Here is a 22,784-nt window from a genome sequence, read left to right on the forward strand (position 1 = left end):
TTTAAAAACCTTGATAGTAATGCTATCAAGGTTAAGTATATTTTTATCACTTTGTGTTATAATCTGCCAAAAATTTTAAAACAAGGAAAAGAAAAATGGCAGATAAATTTGAATTTCAAACCGAGGTCAATGACCTTTTAAATTTGATGATCCACTCTCTTTACTCAAACAAAGAGATATTTTTAAGAGAGCTCATCTCAAACTCAAACGACGCTCTTGACAAGCTAAATTACCTTTGCTTGACCGATGAAAAGTATAAAAGTCTAAGCTACACTCCAAGGATCGACATCAAAGTAGATGATAAAGCTAAGACTTTAACCATTAGCGACAATGGTATCGGTATGGATAAGGATGAACTCATCGCAAATTTAGGCACCATCGCAAGAAGTGGCACAAAAGGTTTTATGAAAAATTTAAGTGGCGATGCTAAAAAAGATAGCTCACTGATCGGTCAGTTTGGTGTTGGCTTTTACTCAGCATTTATGGTGGCAAGTAAGATCGAAGTCATCAGTCAAAGAGCACTTGGTGACAAAGCTTACAAATGGACATCTGATGCAAAAAGCTACGAGATAGAAGAGGCTAGCAAAGAGAGTTTTGGAACGGACATCATCTTACATTTAAATGATGATGAGTTTGCAAATTCTTGGCGTATCGAAGAGATAGTCAAGAAGTATTCAAATCACATTCCTTATCCTATATTTATGGATAAACAAAGCTATGTTGCTCCAAAAGAAGGCGAAAAAGAAAGCACATATGAGACTAAAAATGAGCAAATAAACAAGGCAAATGCGCTTTGGAGGCTAAACAAAGCTAGCCTTAAAGAACAAGATTATAACGACTTTTATAAGCAAATTTCTCACGACAGCAGCGATCCTCTCCTTTATATTCATACAAAGGCTGAAGGCAAGATCGAGTACTCGACGCTATTTTACGTACCAAGCTCTGAGCCATTTGATCTATTTAGGGTTGATTATCAAAGTGGCGTAAAGCTTTATGTAAAAAGAGTTTTCATCACAGATGATGCAAAAGAACTCTTGCCGCCATATTTAAGATTTATCAAGGGTATCATTGATGTTGAAGATCTGCCATTAAATGTAAGCCGTGAAATTTTACAAGAAAATGCGATCATGAGAAGTGTCAAAGAGCAAAGCGTGAAGAAAATTTTAAGCGAGCTTGCAAAAGTAAAAGATAACGACCGTGAAAAATACATAAAATTTTACAAACTATTTGGCAAGGTTTTAAAAGAGGGACTTTACGGCTTTAACGCTGAAAAAGAGCAAATTTTAGATCTTTGCCTATTTAAAAGCTCAAAAAGAGACGGACTTATCAGCCTAAAAGAGTACAAAGAAGCGATGAAAGAGGATCAAAAATCTATCTACTACATCAGCGGCAACAACGAAAATATGCTAAGAAATTCGCCGCTTCTTGAGAGCTTTAAGAAAAACGACATCGAAGTGTTAATAATGGACGAAGAGATCGATACGATCGTCATGCCAATGGTCAATGAATTTGACAAAACACCTCTAAAATCAGTCTCACATGCTGATATAAATGATGAGATAAAAAGCGATGAAAAAGTAGACGAAAGCAAAGTTGCAAATACGCTTGTTAAAATGAAAGAAATTTTAAAAGATGAAGTCAAAGATGTCAAGCTTAGCTCAAGACTATCAAGCTCGGCTGCGGTGCTAATTTATGATAAAAACGATCCCGATTATGCTATGCAAGAGATGCTTAAACAAATGGGACAAAGCGCAAACGCTCCAAAAGTTAAACCGATTTTAGAGATCAATGCTGACCATGAAATTTTTGCAAAACTAGAGAAAAATGAAGCTATGCTTTACGACATCGCACCTTTGCTTCTTGATATGGCAAGGCTAAATGAGGGCATGAGTCTAGAAAATCCTGCCAAATTTTCAGAGCTACTAACGAAAGTCATGTTAAAAGCTATCTAAATTTATAAAGCCCAAGAGAAATTTTGGGCTTTACCCTGCTTCTATAATTTTTTAATTTCTTGTATTTATTGTTTTTATTACGGTAAAAATTTAATTGTGTAAGCTAAATTTCCCACGCCAAAAGACGTGGGATAAATTTTACGCTATCTTGGTAGCGTCGATGATGTTTAGATCAAGTCCAAGATCTTCAACAGATAGTCCAAGTGCAAGACCTACAAGCTGAGATAAGTGAATGATTGGCTTTCTCACGTTTGAGTGGTTCTCATCTTGATATCTCTCTTGGTAGATGTCAAGTTGCATTTGACAAAGTGGGCATGGTGTGACAACTACGTCAGCGCCGTTTTCATCGGCATTATTTACGATCTGGCTTGACATTTTTCTTACAGATGTGCCAGCTGGATAACTAGCGTGGAAACCACAGCAGTCAAGTCTTTTTTCAAATGGCACAATAGTAGCACCAAGTGCACCTACAACAGTTTCAAAGCTCTTTGGATTGACTGAGCTTTCTCTATTATGCAGATCTTTTTCAGGTCTTAGGCTATGACAGCCGTAAAATAGTGCTACTTTTAGCCCACTAAGTGGTTTAACAACCTTTGCTCTTAGCGTTTCTACGTTTTGATAAAGCACCCAAAGAAGGCTTGTGATCTCGGTTGAGCCATTATATTTCATATTGCCCTCAGCCAAGAAAGTATTTATGCGGTCCTTTGCACCCTTATCAAGTGTAGTTTTTGCTCTTGTTAGAGTTAGCATACAAGTTGAGCATGTCGTAAGCATCGGCATATTCATCTGCTCTGCAAGCGCTATGTTTCTAGCATTTGCCACAAGCGTAGCGATAGGATCGACGTCTTGTGCTTGTTGGGCACCACAGCAGCTCCAGCCCTTTATCTCGTGAAGCTTCCAGCCAAGTATCGGAGCGATAGCCTCAAGCGACATCTTAGCCTCTTTAGCTGCTTGAGAGAGTACGCATCCTGGGAAAAAAGCGAATTCGTTTTGCATAATTACTCCTTACTAGCAGCTTTGCGAGCCGCATTTATCATTTTTACTAGATCATCATGTCCTTCTATGTCCTCTTCGCCAAAGATATGAAGCGGATTCATCTTACCTGCAAGCATTAAATTTGCAGCGATATCCATTTTGCCCATATTTCTAAACACTCCCTCAGAGCGAAGTGCAAGCTTGATCTCATTTAGTCTGCCTGAGCCATCAACTAGATCGGTTAAGAACGCCTCAGCATGATCTGGCCCCATACCATCATCAAAGCCTTTTTGTATAGCCATGATGCGAAGATCAGTTATATCTTTACATGCGCTTATGCCTTTTGGACAGCGATCAGCGCACTCTTGGCACTTTACACACATCCAAAGGCCGTTGTCGATAGCTGGTTTTAGGTGTGGCATAGGATCTTTGTTGCGTGAGTCAAACGCCGCTCTATAAGCATGAACAAATACAAATGGCTGCATATAATCGCTCGCATCAGCTTCAAGTTTATTACACTCACTAGCGCACGCTCCGCAAAGTATGCAGTCCCATTCAAGCGCTACTTTTTCATACTCTTTTTGACTTTGCTTACAGCCTTTTTCTGCGCTAAATTCTGACTTAGCAGTAATGCTAGGCTTTATCTTGCGTAAATTTTCGATACTTGGCTCCCAGTCCACCATAAGATCAGAGATGACCCTGAAATTTCCAAGTGGAGAAATTCTTATGCTCTCTGGGTTATCATACTCAGCTAAAAGCTCATTCATCTTTGTATCGCAAGCTAGATACGAGTGACCATTTACTCTAACAGCACACGCTCCACATATCGCTGAACGGCAAGATGCAGTGAAATTTAGCGTCGCATCCTTTTTTTGTTTGATATCAAGAAGCACTGTTAAAAGAGTTTTGCCTTTGATCTCTTCATTTGTTAGCTCATAAGTTGATTCATATTTTTTAGTTCCGTCAAAACGGTCGATAATAATTTTCATCCTAGCTCCTTACTCTGGCTTCTTGCCGTCAAGTGAAAATATGCCTGTCACAACGTCTTTGTAGCTAAGTTCAAGCTTGCCGTCTTTTAGTGTGACTATGCTATGTTTTAAGAAATTTACATCATCTCTTTTTGGATAGTCCTCTCTTGTATGAGCACCACGACTCTCAAGACGATTTTGCGCTGCAAGGCATGCTGCACGAGAAAGAAGTATAAGGTTGCCAAGCTCGACATAGTCGGTAAATGATGTGTTCATGACTGGATTTTTATTTGGCACTTTGATGGTGTCATATTTTGCCTGGATAGCTTCTAAATTTTTAGAGAGCTGATCTAATTTTGCACCAGTTCTAAAGATACCCATTAGATCCCAGTTGTTTTTACCAAGCTCTTCACGAAGTGCGTACATATCGTTCACACCGCCCTCGCCTGTTGCTATGGCTTTAAATTTATCCTGCCACATTTTTGCTAGCTCAGAAGTTTTCTTGCCGCTTGCAAATTTTGCATTTTGAGCGTAAGCACCAGCACCCTTGCCAGCTAGATCGCCAGTTACAACTGCGTCAGTTAGGCTGTTACCACCAAGGCGGTTTGCACCGTGGATAGATACGCATGAAGCCTCGCCACCTACATAAATTCCAGGAATTTTTGTGCTCATATCATCAAATTTTGCTACTTCTATACCGCCCATTGAGTAGTGAGCTGTTGGGCGAATAGGCACTGGTTGCTCGATTAGATCGATATTTTGGAAAAGCATAGCAGTGTGGCGAATTTTTGGAAGCTTTTTCATAATGGTATCTTTGCCAAGGTGGCGAACGTCACAAAGCACATAAGCGCTCATACCCTCGCCAAAGCCTCTACCCTCGCGAATTTCTGTCTCGATAGCACGAGCGACAACGTCACGAGGAGCTAGTTCCATCTTTTCGTGATAGTTTTTCATAAAGCGCTCGCCCTTGTTATTTAACAAGTATCCACCCTCGCCACGAGCAGCTTCTGTGATTAGTGTGCCACCATTTTGAACGCCAGTTGGGTGAAACTGAAGCATCTCAGGATCTTCAAAACCAAGACCTGCTTGAAGCGCAGCAGCGATGCCATCACCAGTTGCTATAAATGGAACTGATGTGCGGTTATAGAAAATTCTAGTGTATCCGCCAGTTGCGATAACAAGTGACTTGCAAAGGACTGGATAAATTTGACCATCTTGGATGTTGCGAAGAACGACGCCTTCTACTTTGCCATCCTCAAGACCGATCTCAAGCAGCTCATGATCCATTAGAAATTTAACGCCAGCTGTGATAGCGTCATCAAGACAGGCGTGCATCAAAATGTGGCCAGTTTTATCAGCTGCGTAGTTACAGCGTTTTTTACTAGCGCCACCCATGAAGCGAAACGCAACATCACCGTTATCTTTACGAGACACGTCGCCATTATCTATACGAGAAAAGAGCATGCCGTTGTGGTCTAGCTCGTGGATGACTGCGCCTGCTGCCTCGCAAAATTTCACAACTGCATCTTGATCGGCAAGATAAGCCGCACCTTTAACTGTGTCATAAGCGTGAAGCTTGAAGCTATCGCCATTACTAAAGTCAGTAACGCCGTTTATTCCGCCCTCCGCCATACAGGTCGCATTGCGAGATGGCATCATCTTTGTAGCAACAACGACGGTTGAGTTTGGATATTGCTTGCGAACGGCTGTTGCTGCACGAAGTCCAGCACCACCAGAACCGATTATTAGCACATCAACAGATGGCAAGCCATTTTCATTGCCTTTTGGCAACTCACCAGCAAAAACATTAGTCGCACCAGCCGTTGTAGCTAGCGCACCTACGCTGATACAGGCACTTTGTAGAAATTCTCTTCTGGTAAATTTTTCACTCATTGATAACTTCCTATCTTAGTAAATTTTTAGCGTTTAAAACGCACCGCCAGTTTATTTTCTTATTTTTTTTTAAAATAAGTAGATTAATTAAAAAATTAATGATGTAACTTTATATCAAATTTACTTAAATTTTACATAAAATTTATTTTTAGAATTTAGATATGAAAAAATTTGTAAAAAAGTGCTAGTAAATGGCTATTTTTGTAAGGTTTAATTATTTTATAAAATAAAATTTGTATTTTTTATGTTAAAAAGATAAAAAGTAAGTAAAAAGACCTATTTAGCGTATTTTTAACAAAAATATTAAATATTTATAAATAAAATAAACTAATATATAAAAATAGGATAAAATTGTTTTATTATCAAAAAGAGTTAAATTTATAGTTTTACGTAGTATATCACGCCGTAGTGTCTGACTGAAACGATCCAGTTTAATTTTAGATCAAATATCTCAATATCATCAAGTGACGGATACCAGATATCGCTAAAAAATTTAGATAGATCATCAAAATGTAAAATATCAATGCTCTCAAATTTATTAAAATTTATGCAAATTTCATTTGGTGTGACAATGTCAAGATCTCTGAAAGCAGCAGTTAAGTCAAAATTTACTTCGTCCGCGCTAAAGCCATCAAATTTATTAAATTTATCTATTTTAAAAAACTCATCTATATCATCTAGGCTAAATTTATGAAGCAAATTCTCTCTTATCTTTAAGCACCCATTAGACGATAAGCTCCTAATGATAGGCATATCAAAGCCATGTTCTTTATAAAAATTTTCTAGTTTTATCTGATCCATTTTGGGAGATCTTGGCTAAATTTAAATTTAGCCAAAAATTTATTTCAAAAGCTCTTTTGCGTATTTTAGGCCTAGCTCGTAAGCTTTTGCATTTGCCTCTTTGACCTTAGCTGGCACGCTTGCTAGCATCTCTTCACGCACTAAATTTTCATCCATGCATTTACTCATCGCCACAGCCACACCAAGAGCAACGACGCTTTGAGTGATGACGTTACCAACCTCGTCTTTTGCGATAGAGATAATAGGAATTTCATAAATTTTCCAGCGCTTTTTATCTTCATCGCTTACTTTTACCAAATTTGGCTCGACAACGATCGCACCGCCCTCTTTTACGCCGCTTTTAAAGGCATCATAGCTTATCTGTGCAGTGGCAAGCATAAAGTCTATCTCGCCCTCGTTTGCATAAGGATATAAAATTTCTTTCTCATCAAGGATGATATCGACCTTCGTTGGGCCGCCACGCACCTGAGATGTGTATGTAGATGCCTTGACGCCGTATCCGCCTGCTTTTATCTTGGCAGCTGAGAGGATCTCGCCTGCTAGTATGACGCCCTGTCCGCCAACGCCGACAAATCTTAGTTGTGACTTCATGCTAGCTCCTCAAAATTTATCGCTTCGCCGCTCATTGCAGCCTTTCTTACCATGTCGTAAGCCTTGGTGTACTCGATCTTGGCTTCATCTTTGTGAAGCACGCCAAGTGGGAAAATGCCCTCTTTCTCCTCGTCACTTAGCATGTCAAATTTGACCTTGCTCGTCGTGCGGCCCTTTATCCACTCTAAATTTTTTACTGCCTCGCCCATTTTGTTCTTGCGGCCTAAATTTATGTGGCAGTTTGAAAATACATCAAAAAAGCTGTATCCATCGTGGTTAAAGCCCTCTACAAAGAGTTTTGTAAGCTTCTCTGGCTCGATGACGCTACCACGCGCAACAAAGCTAGCACCTGCGGCAGTTGCGAGCTTACAGGCGTCAAAGCTAGGATCGATGTTGCCGTATTGCGCTGTGACCGTCCACATGCCTTTTGGCGTGGTTGGGCTGGTTTGCGAGTTGGTTAGCGCATAGATGAAGTTGTTTATAAGGATATGATTTAGCCCGATATTTCGACGGCATCCATGTATCGTGTGATTGCCTCCGATCGCTAGTCCGTCACCATCGCCAGTTACAACAATGACGTGCTTGTCTGGATTTGCCATCTTTACGCCAGTCGCGTAAGCTACGGCTCTGCCGTGAGTTGTGTGAATGGTGTTGCAGTTAATATATCCGCTAAAGCGGCCAGAGCAGCCTATACCTGAGACCACGCAAACGTCGTTCATATCCCAGCCCATGGCGTCGATAGCGCGGATGAGTGCCTTTAGTATGACGCCGTCGCCACAGCCCCAGCACCAAAGAGTAGGCATTTTATCTGTTCGTAAATATTTATCGTAATTAAAAGCCATAAATTTCTCCTATCTTCGCCTCGATCTCGCTTGGGCTTATCAGTCTGCCGTTTGCTTTTAGCAGTTTTGCAAAGTCATCTCTTAAGATGATCTTTGAAATTTCGCCACTATACTGGCCTAAATTTAGCTCGCAGACTAAAATTTTCTTAAATTTATTTGATATCTCTTTTAGCTTTTTAGCTGGAGCTGGGAAAAGTGTGAGTGGCTTAAATAGCCCTACTTTTAGCCCTTTTTCACGTAAATTCAATATCGCTTGCTTGGCTGAAAGCGCCACGCTACCAAAGGCGATAATGCAAATTTCAGCGTCTTCAAGCATAAATTCTTCATATTTCTCGCACTCATCAGTGTGTAAATTTATCTTATCAAATAGCCTATTTATCGAGTATTCAACTATCTTGCCATCTTCTGTTGGAAAGCCAGTTGCGCCGTGATGAAGCCCAGTTATATGGTAGTGATAGCCTTTAAAGAAAGGATTTAGCGTAGCTGGCTCATCAGGTGCGGCCTCGTATGGCTTATACTCTTTTGGCTCGCCACTAAATTCTCTTCTTTTATAAATTTCTAGCTCGCTAATCTCTGGCAGGCGCACTCTAGCTTGCATGTGACCTATCGTCTCATCAAGTAGCAGTATAACTGGTGTCATAAACCTAGCTGCAAGGTTAAATGCACGCACGGTTTGCGTATAGCACTCCTCTAGGCTACTTGGCGCAAGGACGATCATATTTACATCGCCGTGAGTTGGGTTTTTAGCCTGCAAGATATCGCCTTGTGCGACTCTGGTTGGCAGGCCAGTTGAAGGGCCGCCGCGCATTACGTTTACGATGACAAGCGGTATCTCAGCGATAAAGCCAAGCCCTATTTGCTCAGCCTTTAGTGAAATTCCAGGACCTGAGCTTGCAGTCATCGCTTTAGCACCGCTCGCACTTGCGCCAAGAGCTACTGAAATCCCAGCTATCTCATCTTCCATTTGTATAAATGTGCCGCCATGTTTTGGCAAAAGCACGCTTAGCTCGTGGGCTATCTCACTGCTTGGAGTGATAGGATATCCGCCAAAGAAGTTACAGCCACACTCGACCGCAGCCCTTGCTACTAGGGCATTTCCAGTTGATACTACCTCTCTCATGCGCTCTCTCCAAGTTTTGCAAATTTATTTGCCTTTACAGCCGCAGCTCGCTCTTTGCTCTCTGGCGTTAGCTTTGCAAATTTAAAGCCTTTATCAGCCACATAAATGGCAAAATCAGGACAGTGAAGCTCGCAGTCACGGCATCCTATGCATGAGTCAGCATAGACCACCTCTATCATCTTGCCAAGCACCGCCTTTGGCTCAAGTCTCATCGCTAGCACACCAGCTGGACAGTAGCTCACGCAGACATCACAGGCTTTACACCTGCTCTCATCGACCCAAACAGGTACGTTTTCTTTTACTATCATCTATATTCCTAATCCAAATTTTCTTTTAAAAATTTAATGTTTTTTCTAATATCAGCTTCGCTTTTACTTAGCTGCTCTTGCTCACTTTCATTTATATTTAGCTCTAAAATTTCTTTTAAGCCCTCACGTCCAAGCCTTGCTAGCCTGCCGCAACTTAGTTCATCATCAAGAAGCACGCTAGCACTTAAAATTTCATCACTCTTACCCATGATCGCTTCACACATTTTTACAACTGCAGCCGCTGGTGCGTAGTAAGCTGAAGTGCCAAGAAGCTTAACGATCTTTGCGCCACCTGTGCTTGTCTCTTTTTTAAGAGTTGCTAGCTCATTTTCGTTTAAATTTTCGCTGATATTACTAGCAGATACGATCATCTCGTCGTTATGAGCACCAATTATCTTTGTCTTTAGCCCTTTTGCGTCCTTGTCTTTTAGAAGTGCTAGCTCATATCTGCATCTTGCGCCATCAAGCTCACCAGCCATGCCGATCACTTTATTTTTGCTAAAACCACTAAATTTATGAGCCGTCCAGACCATCACATCAAGCGGATTTGTCACGACGATTATCACCGCATTTGGTGCAAATTTTGCGATATTTTGAGCTGTTTGTTTTACAACGACGGCATTTTTAAGAAGTAAGTCCTCTCTTGTTTGACCCTCTTTTCTTGGGCTTCCAGCAGTTACCACTACTATATCACTGCCCTCTATTAGCATAAAGTCATCGCCACCGCAAACGGTAGTTTTTGCGTTAAAAACGCAGCTTGACTGCGCTAGATCGATCGCTTTTGCACGTGCCACATCACCAAATATATCCACAAGCGCGATCTCATCGCAAACTTCTCTCATGCAAAGCGCATAAGCTATGCTCGCACCGACGTTTCCAGCTCCAACTATACTTATTTTCATTTTCTCATCCTATTATTTGATTTAAAATTTTACTTGGTCTCATGACCTCATTTGCCCTCACTTCATCTGGCAAATAATATCCGCCAAATTCCACGCTTGCACCATCATTTTGTCTTATCTCTTTTAAAATTTTGCTCTCATTTTTCTCTAGCTCGTCTGCTAAATTTTCAAAAATTTTGCTTAAAATCCCGCCACTTTTTGCCATCTCTCTTGCCCAAAAAAGCGCTAGATAAAAGTGTGACTCCCTAGTATCAAGAGTAGCATTTGGCGTTTTGTTTTCGTCCAAATAGCTAGCAACCGCTCTATTTAGCGCATCACTTAGCTCTTTTGCCTCTTTTTTTTGCTTAGCAAATGCCAGATGCTCGAGTGAAGCACTAAGCGCTAAAAACTCGCCGAGACTATCCCAAAGCAGATGATTTTTCTCTTTTAGCTCTTTTACAAGCGTTGGAGCCGTTCCACCAGCGCCAGTCTCAAACATCACTCCACCAGCAAGTAGTGGCACTACTGAGAGCATTTTTGAGCTGCCACCTAGCTCAAATATCGGAAAAAGATCGGTTAAATAATCTCTTAAAACGTTACCAGTTACGCTTATAACGTTTTTGCCAGCTCTTATTGCCTCAAGCGTTTTTGTAGTCGCTTGCTCGTAGTTTAAAATCTCAAATTTCACGCCAGCACTAGTAAATTTATCTCTAAATTTTTCAAATTTAGCTATCAAATTTCTATCATGAGCACGGCTACTATCTAGCCAAAAAATAAGCTCATCTTTTGAAATTTCACCTCTTTTTAAAGCAAGCTCAAACCACGCATTTATCGCATCATCTTTTGCCTGAGTCATCCTAAAAATGTCGCCACTTTTAACGCTAAATTTAAAGACGCTCTTGCCCGCTTCGTCAAAAACTACAAATTCTCCGTCCTCTTTTGCGATAAAAGTCTTATCGTGACTGCCATACTCCTCGGCCTTTTTAGCCATTAGCCCCACGTTTGCTACGCTACCAATGCTACTTACATCAAGCGCACCATGCTCCTTAAAGTCCGCTACGCAAGCCTCATAAACCCTAGCATAGGTCCTATCTGGGATCATGCAAAGTGAGAAATTTAGCTCGCCGCTTCTATCTTTTACCTTGCCAGAGTTTCTAATTAGCGCAGGCACTGAGGCGTCTATTATGACGTCATTTGGCACGTCAAAGTTGCTGGCATTTTCATTTAATGCCCAAATTTTTGCCTTTTTGCTCAAAATTTCATCAAATTTAGCCAAAATTTCATCTTTGTTTTTAAGCTGCGAAATTTTAGCAAACATATCTTTTAAGCCGTTTTTTGCCTCCACGCCGTGAGCTTTAAACTCCTCACCAAATAGCTCAAAAACCTCTTTAAAATAGCTTTTTATCGCATGCGCAAAGATGACTGGATCGCTAACCTTCATCATTGTGCATTTTAGATGAAGGCTTAAGGTTAAATTCTCTTTTTTTGCCTCTTCAAAACAGCTTTCATAAAATTTATCTAGCTCATCTACGCTTAAATATGTGGCATCAACTATTTCTCCGCTTTGGATGGTAAGCTCTTTTAAAAGCTCTTTTTTGCCCTCTTTACTTATGAAATTTACATAAAATTTCTCATCTTTGTTAGCGATGATTGAGCTCTCATTTTCATAAAAATCGCCCTTTTGCATGTAGCAAATTTTAGTTTTATTTGTCTTATCCCAGTCGCCATTGCTATGAGGATGCTTTTTGGCAAATTCTTTAACCGGTGGCAAGACTCTTCTATCTGAGTTACCTTGCCTAAGCACAGGATTTACGGCGCTTCCTAGCACTTTTGAGTATTTTTTAGCAACCTCTTCGTCGTAGTCTGTGATGATCTCGTCTGGGTAAAACGGCACGTTTATGCCATTGTTTCTAAGCTCGTCAATCGCTGCTTTTAGCTGAACGAGAGTGGCTGAGATGTTTGGCAGTTTTATGATATTTGCCTCTTTGTGACTGGTCAGCTCGCCTAAAAGCTCCAACTCATCGGCCTTATTTAGTCCAAGCTCTTTGCTAAAAAGAGATAAAATTCTCCCAGCCAGGCTAATATCGGCCCTTGTTATGCTAATGTCAGCGCGTGATAAAAAGCTCTTTACGATAGGAAAAAGAGAGTAGCTTGCAAAAAGCGGTGCTTCGTCAGTTTTGGTCCAGATAATGTCACTCATTTTAGCCCTTTTAGTTTTTTTAAAATTTATCACTTTCTTTATTAAATCTCGTTGTATTTTAGGCATTTGCCGCAAATTCTAGCTCTATTTTCCTATATTTTGGTTGTGCTCGCTTAAGGTTTTTGAAAAAATATGCTTTTTCGCCTTTTTATCAAGCACAAAGTATAAATAATCGCTCTTTGCAGGGTTTATCGCCGCTTTGATCGCACTTATTGAGACCGAGCAGACCGGGCTTGGCGGAATGCCGTCGTTTAGATATGTGTTAAACTCGCTCATATCACTTCTTATGCGCTCAGCCGTGATCACATCGTGCGAATAAATTCCATAGTTTAGTGTACCGTCCATTTGCAACCTCATGCCTTTATCAAGGCGGTTATAGATGACTGAGGCAACAAGTGGCATCTCGGCATCATTTGCCGCTTCTTTTTGGATAATCGATGCAATCGTTAAAATTTTAAACCATTTTTTCTCGTTGTATTCGCCAAAAATTTTATTGCTGATCTCGCTTTGAGCCTTTCTTGATGAATTTATAAGATAAAAAGCAAGGTGCCTTTCGCTGATACCTATTGGAATTTTATATGTATTTGGCATCAAAAAGCCGTCACTCACTGGAGCAAGGGCGTTATATTCGCTATTTAGCTTAACTGGATCAAGTCCTAGCTGGGCGGCGATCTGGTTTAAAAAAATAATAGTCGTTTCGCCTGGTATTAGCGTTATCTCGGTTAAAGCTGCTTTTGCTTTTGCAAGTTTTTTTAAAAAATCAACCCTTGAAATTTTATCTTGGCCGATCTCTATCCAGCCAGATTGCGGAGAGCCAATAAAAAGTATGGCGTACTTGTCTATCACGCTTAAGTTAAAGTTGCGATTAGCTAAATAAGATATAATCTCGCCCACACTTCCCTTTGGTATAAAAACGACCTTGCTTGTGTTTATAGGGCGTGCCAAATAGACAAAAATACTTAGGAAAATGATGGCTACGATATCAAAAAAAATGTCTAAATATGGCTTTTTCATAAAATTTTTTATCATCTTGATTCTTTCATTTATCTTACTTTTAAAATACGGCATAAAAATTAACGATTTCGAGTTTTACGGCGTAAAATTGGAGCAATTATATATAAAATTAGATAAAAAATTAATTGCAAGAGCAAAGCAGATAAGGCTTCCAAATTTTAAGAAAGAGAGCAAGCAAAAAAGCAGCGATGAGCGCCTTTTAAACCTTAGTAAAAGCGTAGATTTTATAGATACGATTTTTCAAGAAATTTCACTTGAAAATGTGCAAATAGGAGATGATTTTAAACTAAAAATTCTATTTTTAGATGATATATTTTTTGTTGATAGCCCTTATTTAAATGTAGACATTAAATTCCAAAACGAACAGCAAGACGGAATAGATCTTTTTAGCGTTAGAAATTTAAGCTTTAAGGATTTTAATGTCAGCATTAGTGGCGAAGGGAGTGCTGATTTTGATAAAAATGACTATAAATTTAATGGAAATTTTACCTCTCATGAGCTGCACGGTAAGCTAAATTTTGCTCTAAAAGATACATTTTTAACCTACAAAGCTTACGATGTCGAGGCTGGAAGCATTAAAAACTTCATTGATGAGCTTGACAGACGCATAGAGCTAAATAGTGAAGTTAAAAACTGGATATATGGATACATCGTTGCTGATGATTACGAGCTAAAAGAGATAAATGGCAAGGCTGATCTAGCCAAAAATAACTTTTATCTAAATGATCTAAATGCCACCGCAAATACTAAAAATTTGCTCGTTAAATTTGAAAAAGACTTGCCTGCCGTAAATGTAGGCGAGGCAAATATCACACTTAAAAACTCAAAGCTTAAATTTGATCTTATTTCGCCTATTTACAAGGGCAAAAAGCTTGATGGCTCAAGCGTTGTGATAAATAATATCTTTGATGAAAAAAGTGCAAATTTAGAGCTTTTTATAAAGACAAAATCGATCTATGATGAAGCTATAAATAAGATATTAAAAGCCTATAAGATCATCGTGCCAGTAAGGCAGCTAAGCGGAAAAATGGATGCTAGCTTAAAAATTTTGATAAAGCTTGATGAGAAAAGCTTAGAAAATTTTGATGAAAGAAGCGTCATTGCAAATGGAGAATTTAAGCTAAGTGACGCGATTTTAGATATCGCTGGGAGTAAATTTAACGCTAAAAGCGCCCTTGTAAAGCTTGTAAATACTTCTGCGCTAAACATCGATGCAAGCGGTTTTGGGCTTGATTTTTTCAAGGCAAATGCAAAAGCCAATATAAATTTACAAAAAAGCACCGGCGAGATAAAGGGCGTCATAGAAAGCTTTGATCTAAAAGAGAAAAATGATGAAATTTTAGCCTTTAAGAATGAGCCATTTAGTGCATTTTTGGACTTTAGTAAGGCTGATGAAACTTTGCTTAAGATAGAGCCATTTGGGCTTGATATGAGCTTTGGAGAAGAGAATGTTATCTCAACAAAAAACAGCGAATTTATTCTACAAAACTCGCCAGTTTTAAAGCAAAACGGCGTGCGTGGTTTTGATGAACTTAGTATAAAAAGCAAGGATTTTACTGATCTTGAAATTTTTGCCAAAGAGGTAAACTTTGACTTGCCGTTTTTAGATAAAAATGGCTCAAAATATGAAAACGATGATCTTAAAATTTTAGTCTCAAAAGCTGGTGTGAAGGTAGATAGTGCAAGTAAAAAGCTAAGCCTAGACATAAAAGAAAAAGCCATAAACGTAAAAACTAAAGATCTAAATTTGCTAGTGCTTGACGATAACAAAACTAGCGAGCAAAGCACACCGCTTGAGCTTTTAGCAAAAAATGGCGATATCATTTTAAGGGATCTAAACAAGACCTTGCCATTTACTAGCTTTAGCGCCGAGAAAAAGGGCAAAAGCACCTCGCTAAATGGGCTGGCGCAGCAAGGAAGAGTTGGATATTTTAACGATGAAAAGAGTATAAATTTAGATGCAACTGACATAAGCGGAGAATTTATAAACGACCTTTTTGGCATCAAGAGCTTTGAGGGCGGTAAATTTCGACTAAAAATGCTTGGAGAAAACTCAAAGAATTTCAAGGCAGAGGTGAGGTTTTTTGATACTTTTTTAAAGGACTATATCTTTTATCAAAGGTTGCTTAGCTTTTTAAACTCGGTTCCATCGCTTCTTAGCTTTAAAACACCTGATTTTAACGACAAGGGCTTTACTGTTAAAAATGGTAAAATTTTACTCACTAGAAATGGCGACTTGATCGAGTTTTTAGCGATTGAGATGATAGGCACGAGCGCAGATATCGGCGGACGCGGCACGATCGATCTAAAGAGCAAAAAGATAAATATCGACCTTGAGCTAAAGATACTAAAAGACGCAAGCGGCATTATCAACAAGATCCCACTTATCAACCAAATAATCCTTGGCAAGGACCGCTCGCTCTCAACCGTCATCGCCATACGTGGCACTACTGATAAGCCTGAGTACTCGACGCAGATCCTGCAAGATGCCTTGCTTTCGCCACTAAAGATAATAAGAAACGTGATTCAGGCTCCGTTTTTGATATTTGAGTAGTTTAAATCTGCAACGCACGGAAATTATAGAAAAATTATTGGCTACTTCTAAAACCAAGAGTGGCACTCATTTTTGATTATATATATTATCCTCAGCTCGTAAAGTGCATAATGCTTAATTTAACTAGCCAAAAGACATCAAAAGCTAAAGATCAAGGTTTTGATAGCTATTTTTGCTACTACCACTATTAAAATATTTAAATAAAAAACATAAAATTTTACATATAAAAATATGTAAAATTTACTTCATCTCAAGGCGCATGAGATACATATCTTCGCCGTCAGTCACCTTTAAATTTTGGCTTTTGCACTTAGGACATGTAAAGTCATTTTCATTAAGCTCTCCGCCAAATCCACAATCCAAACACTCTACAACAATGCCTTGTAAATTTATGACAAGCTCGGCGTTTTCGCAGATCGTACCAGCCTTATAAACATCAAATGCACTCTGCAAATAATGAGGCTCCACTCCGCTTAAACGGCCGACCTTTATCTCGATCTTGCTTATCTCTTTGGCGTTTTCTTTGGCAGCATTTTTCTCACAAAGGCTGACTAAATTTTGAACGATACTAAGCTCGTGCATTAGCAGATCCTTGGTAGTAGTTCACCCTTTGGCGGCTCGAGAAATCTTCTTGATTTATAGGCGTTTTCGATGATGACGCGCTCGTTTTTAGCCTCCATTACCTCGCCTATTATCATCGCGTTTTTATCAAATTCTCGCAAAATCACAAGTGCGTCCTCGGCCTGGCTCTCATCAACTGCTATCACAAAAGTGCCCTCATTTGCAAGTTCATAAGGCTCAAATCCAAATAGCTCACAAACGCCCATCACTTCGTCTGCGACCTTGATATTTTCTTCAAAAACTAAGATGTCAAATTTAGCAAATTTGGCCCATTCATTTAGCACTGCGCTTAGTCCACCTCTTGTCGCATCACGCATGCATTGGGGCTTTATACCAGCGCTAAATAGCTTTAAGGCAACCTCTTTTAGGCTCTTGCAGTCACTTTTCAGATCAAGCCCAAGCTCAAATTCTTCTCTTGCTGCAAGCACCACGCCGCCGTGTCTGCCAACATCTCCAGAGATTAAAATTTTTGCCCCTGCTTTTAAATTTTTAAGCTCCACGCCTTCGCAAACTATCTCGCCGATGCCTGCTGTGTTTATAAAAATTTTATCGCATTTGCCCTTTGGTACGACCTTTGTATCGCCACAAACTACGCTTACACCGCTCTCTTTGCAAGTTTTTGCAAGCGAGCCAAGCACGTGCTCAAGCTCCTCTATACTTAGCCCCTCTTCAATGATGAGCGAACAGCTTAGGTATTTTGCACTTGCTCCAACCATCGCTAGGTCGTTTATCGTGCCGCAAGCTGCGATCTTGCCGATGTCGCCGCCATTAAAAAAAATGGGAGTTACTACAAAGCTATCGGAGCTAAATGCGATCTTGCCGTTTAAATTTAGTATCGCTGAGTCGTTGCTCTGCCTTAAAATTTCGTTATCAAAAATTTTAAATATCGTCTCGTTTATAAGCGAGTTCATCTCCTCGCCGCCGCCGCCGTGGCTTAGCATTATCTTTTTCATTAAATTCCTTAACCAACTCTTGCGTATTTAAAATATGCCGCACAAGCGCCCTCGCTTGAGACCATGCACGATCCTATCGGATTTTGAGGGTTGCAAACCTTGCCAAAGACTTTGCACTCTGTTGGCTTTGCCAGACCTCTTAAAATTTGTCCGCAAATGCATGCCTTGCTCTCGCCGGCACTCTCTACGCTGCAGTCAAACTGCACTCTGGCGTCAAGATAGGCAAACTCATCTTTTAGTTTCATGCCACTTTGCGCTATCTCGCCAAGTCCTCTCCAGACAAAGTCGCACGGCTCAAAATACTTAGCTATGAGCTCTTTTGCCTTGACGTTGCCCTCTTCTTTGACAGCCCTTGCGTACTCGTTATAGACTTCATAAGTGCCTGCATTTTGCTGACGGACTAAATTTAGCACACTTGCCATGATGTCAAGCGGCTCAAAACCGCTAATGGCGATCGGTCTTTTAAACTCATCTGCTAGCTCTTTATAAATTTTACTTCCAGTTATGACGCTTACGTGACTTGGTCCTAAAAATGCGTCTATCCTCACGTTTTCATCGCTCATTATAGCTCTAACTGGAGCTGGGACTGTTACGTGATTTATGTGAAAATATAAATTTTTAATGCCCTCTTGCACCACTTTTTCAACTAAATTTGCGCTCATTGGCGTCGTCGTCTCAAATCCGATCGCAAAAAATATGACCTTTTTGTCTGGATTTTGCTTAGCTATATTTAGTGCATCAAGTGGCGTGTAAAGTGCTCTTATGTCGTGCCCTTCGCCGCGAAGCTTTTGCAAGCTAGTCTTTGAGCCAGGCACTCTTAGCATGTCAGCTAGCGTGCAAAAGATCACATTATCCATGCTAGCTAGCTTACAGGCCTCATCTATGCGGCTCTTTGGCATCACGCAGACTGGACAGCCTGGGCCATGGACGAAATTTATATGCTCTCCAACTAAGTTTGGCAGTGCAAATTTCATAATGCTATGCGTGTGACCACCGCAAATTTCCATGATATTTAGGGGCTTTGTGCTCTCTTTTTGGATGAGTTTTGAAAGGGCTAGGATTAAATTTTTATCGCGAAAGTCATTGATAAGATCCATCAAATTTTCCCCGCGTTCATATCATCAGCGATCTTTTGATAGACCTCTAAGCTCTCAAGCGCAAACTGCGTATCGATCTTTTGCATAGCGTATCCTACGTGGATTAGCACATATTCGCCTACTTTTACCTCTTCAGATATAAGGTCTAGGCTTACCTTTCTAGTAACACCCAGAGTCTCAACGGTGGCAACGTTATTTTCATCTATTTCTATTACTTTTGAAGGGATCGAGAGGCACATTATCTTAGCTCTTTTTTAAATTCCAAATAACTTATCCATTTGTCGATGCCTTCGCCCGTTTTGCTGTCAATAACAAAGATATCAACCTTTGGATTTAGCTTTCTAGCGTCGTTTTTCACTCGCTCGATATCAAAGTCAAAGTGCAGCGCAAGCGAAGCTTTTGTAATGAGAAGCACGTCAGCAGCTCTAAACATCACTGGATATTTGCTCACCTTATCATCGCCCTCTGGCACTGAAAGAAGCACAGCGTTAAAATGTGAGCCAACGTCGTAGCTCGCAGGGCAAACTAAATTTCCAACATTTTCTATAAAGACTAGATCAAGCTCGTTTAGTGGCAGGTGATGAAGCCCTTCATGCACCATAAATGCGTCCAAGTGACAGGTCTGACCTGTGCTTATCTGATGAGCCTTCGCGCCAGCCTTTACTATGCGATCAGCATCTTGATTTGTCTCCAAATCGCCCTCAACAACGCCTATTTTAAACTTACCAGCCTTTATCGTAGCCTCTAAAAGCGTCGTCTTACCAGCACCTGGGCTACTCATCAAATTTACACAAAGTATCTTTTTCTCATCAAGATGGGCTCTGTTGTGGGCAGCTTCTTTATCATTTTCAGAGAGAATTTTCTCTATCACGTCTATGGTTTTACTCTCGTTTAGCACAGGGTGTGCGTGAACCTCGTGACTGTGCTCATGTGCGTCATGAGCGTGATCTGTATATCCATCATGAGTGTGTGGGTGCGAGTGAGTGGTGCCATCAGCGTGAGTGTGAACGTGGGCGTGATTACCCATTGAACAACCGCAATCTTTACACATTTTTTCATCCTTTTTTATTAATTTATGGAGATTTTAACTCTTAAATTTAAAAATAAAATTAAAATTTAGGAGTTTTGGCAAATAGATCAAAATTAATTAATTTATTTAAATTTTTATTTAAATTTAAAAATATAAATGAAATTTGCACAAGAATTTTGACTAAATTTGCTTTACTCTTTTTGCCTAATCTCATCCAACTTATCAAAATTTCCATCACCGAGTAGTTTTTTACTATTTTTTTGGGCATTCTTTTGGATTATTAGATCCTTTAGTCTAGCTTTGCCATTATCCATCACCATCAAAACAGCATAGGCATGAACGTCTTCTTCTCTCATTTCATTTTCAGTATTAGCCGCACTATCAGGCGACATATAAAACTGCTCTATGCCGTATTTTACAAGCGAGTAGCCATCATATCTACCAGCTAAAAACACTCCATTATCTGGCTTGCTTATACTAAATTTAGCAAAGCTGTAGGTGCCATTAACATCTGGTTTTAAAACAGCATAAACTCTAGCCCCATCTCTTACTCTCTCATCGTATTTATCGATATAGCGGTCATCTTTATCATTTTCGTCAAAATTTCTTGAATGAAAATTTGAAAATTCATAGTTTAAATCAACATAGTTTCCACGAAAAAGATCTCTTGGGTCATAAAGATTGACCCTTACTCTTACCTCTTGTCCAAAATAAAGCGGCATAAGTGCGTAGCCAAGCATAATGCCAATAAGCGAAATTTGAAAAATTACAGCTACTATTAAGACTTTTATCTTCATTTTTTACGTCCTTTTCTAGCAACAACTAGCACTATGAAAGCAAACACCATAAATAGCGCCGTAGCACCAATATAATCGCCTATTAGCTGGAAATACCTCACGGCTGCAACCAAAAATATCATACAAAGACCAAGTTTTAACTCACCCTTTTTGATAAGAACCGCAGCTGTTATGATATTTGCGAGTGAGAAAAATATATTTGCGTAGCCAGGCCCGTAGCTAAAGACAAATGGCAACGACACGAGCAGTGCCCCAAGTAGCAAACCACTCTTATTTTTTTCTTTAAAAAATAGTGCAAAATAAGCAACACTAAATAGAATAAAGACAAAGCCAAAATTGCTCTTAAAAAACGACTTCACAAACCAAAGCTCTTCATCTCCAACCTCAAATAAATTTCTTTCTTCAAATAAAAATAGACAAAATAGCAACACAAAAACGCCAAAATTTTTACCAAATTCTTTCGTAAATGCGCCAAGCCCTACTCTAAATTTATCTAGTAGTGGCGAAATACTGATAAGTAAAAGCGCATAAGATAGCGATACGATCGCAACCATAGGAAGTCCAAACAAAAATCCATAATCAAATATCGCTCTAAAACCGCTAATGTAGCCGCAAAATGAAATGATGTATATAAAGATATCTATAAAAAGCACAAAAGCAAGCCATTTTGAGTCGTCTTTGTAAAGCGTATATGCGCCAAGTACTATAAAAATGATAAAGCCAAAGCCAAAGTCGCCCTGATAAGCTATCATAAAAAACCAAACTGTCGCAAAGATAAGACTTTGGGCTACCAACACACCTTTCTTACTAGCAAAAGAAACCGCAAACGCTCCGATACTCCAAAGCAAGATACCGCCGCTTGGCTCATCGCTAATGTTATAAATTTGAGCAATAAGAGCAATCGCCGCACCAAAGCAAAAATTTCCAAGAAAAAACATCGCCGTTGATAGATTTTCCTTTCCCTTTGCGAGATAGTAAATTCCACCAAAATTTACAAGTCCAAGTACAAACAACACAAGTGTCAAACGTCCTAGTCTTGGTATCTCTTCCCAATTTGCACCAACAAGCGTAAAAAAAGCCAGCGCAAAAAAGAGATATGCTACGAGTTTTAGGACAAAACTTATCTTGTCACTATGAACATCAGGATCGATGTCATATAAATTTGCTATTTTTATAGCGGTCTCTTTATCGACTATTCCATCACTTTGCCACCGATCCAGCTCTTTTGCTAGAAAAATTCTATTTAAAAAGTTCATTATTCACACTCTCTTTTATAAGATATACAAAACACCAAATTCTAGCCAGTGTCTTAAATGCCGTATCTATATCCATTGACACTGCCTTAATCTTTCAACAAAAAATATAATTGTGATTTAAAATATAAAAAAAATACAGAAGCTAAAATGCCACCGATGATAAAAATTTTTAGCAAGGTAGCTTGGGCCAGACCCCTAAGCTTTGCTTTAAAAATTTCTCGCTTAAGCCTAAACCCAAGTAAAAAGAAAAAAACGGCCATCAAACTATCATTTACAAAAAGGATAAGGGGCTTTTGTATCGGCGATTTACCAAAATTTAGCCTTGTATCGATTTGTAAAAATGAGTTATAAAAACTACTTAAAAAAATATTTTCAAAAATAAATGCCACTAAAGCAGCAGTGATAAGAAAAATACCACCACTAGCTTCACTTATAAAAAAATCCCAAAAATTCCTAAAACCCATAAAGACCCTTAAAAAACTAAAACCTAGGAACAGCAGCCTTTGTAAGTTTAGAAAATTTAACACCTTTTAAACCAGCAATTCTCTCAGCAAAGCGTTCAATTTTGCCCGCCTCGCCTCTTATTGAAATCGTTTCTAAGCAGTTATGGTGATCGACATGAACATGGTTTGTGCAGATGATTTTCACATCAGAGCTATGCTCTATATCCATCTTTTTATTCACCAAATCGTTGTGATGATGCATATAAATGAGCGTCAAAACCCCGATCAACTCCTCGCTAGCGTCCTTCCAGCTATCACTTACGATCTTTTCGCGTATTAAATCCCTCGTAAATTCGCTCCTAGAAGCGTAGCCTTGTTCGCTAACCTTTTTATCTAGTTCGTCAAGTAACTGACTAGGTAAAGAAACACTAAAACGTATAACACTATCCATTTTTCTGCTCCTTTCTTGTTTGATTACCGTTTACAAT

At 39.4% G+C, this 22,784-nt stretch carries 22 protein-coding genes; 2 read left to right on the plus strand and 20 right to left on the minus strand.

What is annotated here, in order from left to right:
- Positions 1-95: 95 nt before the first annotated feature.
- Positions 96-1,952 carry a molecular chaperone HtpG gene (htpG, locus tag CYP28_RS05085; RefSeq protein ID WP_103593329.1) on the plus strand — a complete coding sequence of 619 codons (1,857 nt, stop codon included), beginning with the start codon at positions 96-98 and terminating at the stop codon, positions 1,950-1,952.
- A 138-nt stretch (positions 1,953-2,090) separates the two neighbouring features.
- On the opposite strand, the gene sdhE is transcribed toward htpG, so the two are convergent.
- The 11 genes from sdhE to mltG all read right to left on the minus strand — a co-directional run bounded on the left by sdhE (position 2,091) and on the right by mltG (position 13,560).
- Positions 2,091-2,948 (minus strand): 8-methylmenaquinol:fumarate reductase membrane anchor subunit, encoded by an 858-nt coding sequence (gene sdhE / locus CYP28_RS05090; protein WP_087585917.1) that lies wholly within the window; start codon positions 2,946-2,948, stop codon positions 2,091-2,093.
- A 2-nt stretch (positions 2,949-2,950) separates the two neighbouring features.
- Positions 2,951-3,916 carry an 8-methylmenaquinol:fumarate reductase iron-sulfur subunit gene (gene sdhB, locus CYP28_RS05095; RefSeq protein WP_103593330.1) on the minus strand — a complete coding sequence of 322 codons (966 nt, stop codon included), beginning with the start codon at positions 3,914-3,916 and terminating at the stop codon, positions 2,951-2,953.
- Positions 3,917-3,925: 9 nt separating this feature from the next.
- A complete protein-coding gene (gene sdhA, locus CYP28_RS05100) occupies positions 3,926-5,788 on the minus strand; it encodes an 8-methylmenaquinol:fumarate reductase flavoprotein subunit (RefSeq protein WP_103593331.1) in 1,863 nt (620 codons plus the stop codon).
- Positions 5,789-6,166: 378 nt separating this feature from the next.
- Positions 6,167-6,589: a heat-shock protein gene (locus CYP28_RS05105; RefSeq protein ID WP_103593332.1), complete on the minus strand. Its 423-nt coding sequence runs from the start codon at positions 6,587-6,589 to the stop codon at positions 6,167-6,169.
- A gap of 39 nt (positions 6,590-6,628) precedes the next feature.
- Positions 6,629-7,180 carry a 2-oxoacid:acceptor oxidoreductase family protein gene (locus tag CYP28_RS05110; protein WP_087580111.1) on the minus strand — a complete coding sequence of 184 codons (552 nt, stop codon included), beginning with the start codon at positions 7,178-7,180 and terminating at the stop codon, positions 6,629-6,631.
- Positions 7,177-8,022: a 2-oxoglutarate ferredoxin oxidoreductase subunit beta gene (locus CYP28_RS05115; RefSeq protein WP_103593333.1), complete on the minus strand. Its 846-nt coding sequence runs from the start codon at positions 8,020-8,022 to the stop codon at positions 7,177-7,179. The genes CYP28_RS05110 and CYP28_RS05115 overlap by 4 nt, the downstream gene beginning before the upstream one ends.
- Positions 8,012-9,142 carry a 2-oxoglutarate synthase subunit alpha gene (locus CYP28_RS05120; protein ID WP_103593334.1) on the minus strand — a complete coding sequence of 377 codons (1,131 nt, stop codon included), beginning with the start codon at positions 9,140-9,142 and terminating at the stop codon, positions 8,012-8,014. The genes CYP28_RS05115 and CYP28_RS05120 overlap by 11 nt, the downstream gene beginning before the upstream one ends.
- A complete protein-coding gene (locus CYP28_RS05125; RefSeq protein ID WP_072594263.1) occupies positions 9,139-9,450 on the minus strand; it encodes a 4Fe-4S dicluster domain-containing protein in 312 nt (103 codons plus the stop codon). The genes CYP28_RS05120 and CYP28_RS05125 overlap by 4 nt, the downstream gene beginning before the upstream one ends.
- Before the next feature lie 8 nt (positions 9,451-9,458).
- Positions 9,459-10,352 carry a lactate/malate family dehydrogenase gene (locus CYP28_RS05130; protein WP_103593335.1) on the minus strand — a complete coding sequence of 298 codons (894 nt, stop codon included), beginning with the start codon at positions 10,350-10,352 and terminating at the stop codon, positions 9,459-9,461.
- 4 nt (positions 10,353-10,356) lie between these two features.
- The gene (locus tag CYP28_RS05135) at positions 10,357-12,531 is read right to left on the minus strand and encodes an NADP-dependent isocitrate dehydrogenase (RefSeq protein WP_103593372.1); all 2,175 of its coding nucleotides are present in this window, start codon (positions 12,529-12,531) and stop codon (positions 10,357-10,359) included.
- A gap of 84 nt (positions 12,532-12,615) precedes the next feature.
- On the minus strand, positions 12,616-13,560 hold the full coding sequence (gene mltG / locus CYP28_RS05140; protein ID WP_103593336.1) for an endolytic transglycosylase MltG: 945 nt from the start codon (positions 13,558-13,560) through the stop codon (positions 12,616-12,618).
- A 73-nt stretch (positions 13,561-13,633) separates the two neighbouring features.
- Here mltG and CYP28_RS05145 point away from each other — a divergent pair, with 73 nt between their 5' ends.
- Positions 13,634-16,099, plus strand: coding sequence for an AsmA-like C-terminal domain-containing protein (locus CYP28_RS05145; protein ID WP_103593373.1), 2,466 nt, complete (start codon positions 13,634-13,636; stop codon positions 16,097-16,099).
- Between the two features lie 240 nt (positions 16,100-16,339).
- Here CYP28_RS05145 and hypA read toward each other — a convergent pair whose 3' ends face one another.
- From hypA to nikR, 9 genes are all read right to left on the minus strand, one after another.
- On the minus strand, positions 16,340-16,681 hold the full coding sequence (gene hypA, locus CYP28_RS05150; protein ID WP_103593337.1) for a hydrogenase maturation nickel metallochaperone HypA: 342 nt from the start codon (positions 16,679-16,681) through the stop codon (positions 16,340-16,342).
- Complete coding sequence (hypE, locus tag CYP28_RS05155; RefSeq protein ID WP_103593338.1) at positions 16,681-17,673, minus strand: hydrogenase expression/formation protein HypE; 993 nt, start codon at positions 17,671-17,673, stop codon at positions 16,681-16,683. The genes hypA and hypE overlap by 1 nt, the downstream gene beginning before the upstream one ends.
- Before the next feature lie 8 nt (positions 17,674-17,681).
- Entirely contained in the window at positions 17,682-18,770 is a 1,089-nt protein-coding gene (hypD, locus tag CYP28_RS05160; RefSeq protein WP_103593339.1) for a hydrogenase formation protein HypD, read from the minus strand.
- The gene (locus CYP28_RS05165) at positions 18,770-19,009 is read right to left on the minus strand and encodes a HypC/HybG/HupF family hydrogenase formation chaperone (protein WP_054196671.1); all 240 of its coding nucleotides are present in this window, start codon (positions 19,007-19,009) and stop codon (positions 18,770-18,772) included. Before CYP28_RS05165 ends, hypD begins: the two co-directional genes overlap by 1 nt.
- Positions 19,009-19,821: a hydrogenase nickel incorporation protein HypB gene (hypB, locus tag CYP28_RS05170; protein ID WP_103593340.1), complete on the minus strand. Its 813-nt coding sequence runs from the start codon at positions 19,819-19,821 to the stop codon at positions 19,009-19,011. The genes CYP28_RS05165 and hypB overlap by 1 nt, the downstream gene beginning before the upstream one ends.
- A gap of 170 nt (positions 19,822-19,991) precedes the next feature.
- Positions 19,992-20,597, minus strand: a complete 606-nt coding sequence (locus tag CYP28_RS05175) for a GDYXXLXY domain-containing protein (protein WP_103593341.1) — start codon at positions 20,595-20,597, stop codon at positions 19,992-19,994.
- A complete protein-coding gene (locus CYP28_RS05180; RefSeq protein WP_103593342.1) occupies positions 20,594-21,853 on the minus strand; it encodes a DUF2157 domain-containing protein in 1,260 nt (419 codons plus the stop codon). The genes CYP28_RS05175 and CYP28_RS05180 overlap by 4 nt, the downstream gene beginning before the upstream one ends.
- A gap of 86 nt (positions 21,854-21,939) precedes the next feature.
- Positions 21,940-22,317: a Na+/H+ antiporter NhaA gene (locus CYP28_RS05185; protein WP_103593343.1), complete on the minus strand. Its 378-nt coding sequence runs from the start codon at positions 22,315-22,317 to the stop codon at positions 21,940-21,942.
- A 16-nt stretch (positions 22,318-22,333) separates the two neighbouring features.
- The gene (nikR, locus tag CYP28_RS05190) at positions 22,334-22,747 is read right to left on the minus strand and encodes a nickel-responsive transcriptional regulator NikR (RefSeq protein ID WP_103593344.1); all 414 of its coding nucleotides are present in this window, start codon (positions 22,745-22,747) and stop codon (positions 22,334-22,336) included.
- Between the last annotated feature and the right edge of the window lie 37 nt (positions 22,748-22,784).

It is taken from the genome of Campylobacter concisus (genome assembly GCF_002914195.1).
Taxonomy (GTDB): domain Bacteria; phylum Campylobacterota; class Campylobacteria; order Campylobacterales; family Campylobacteraceae; genus Campylobacter_A; species Campylobacter_A concisus_M.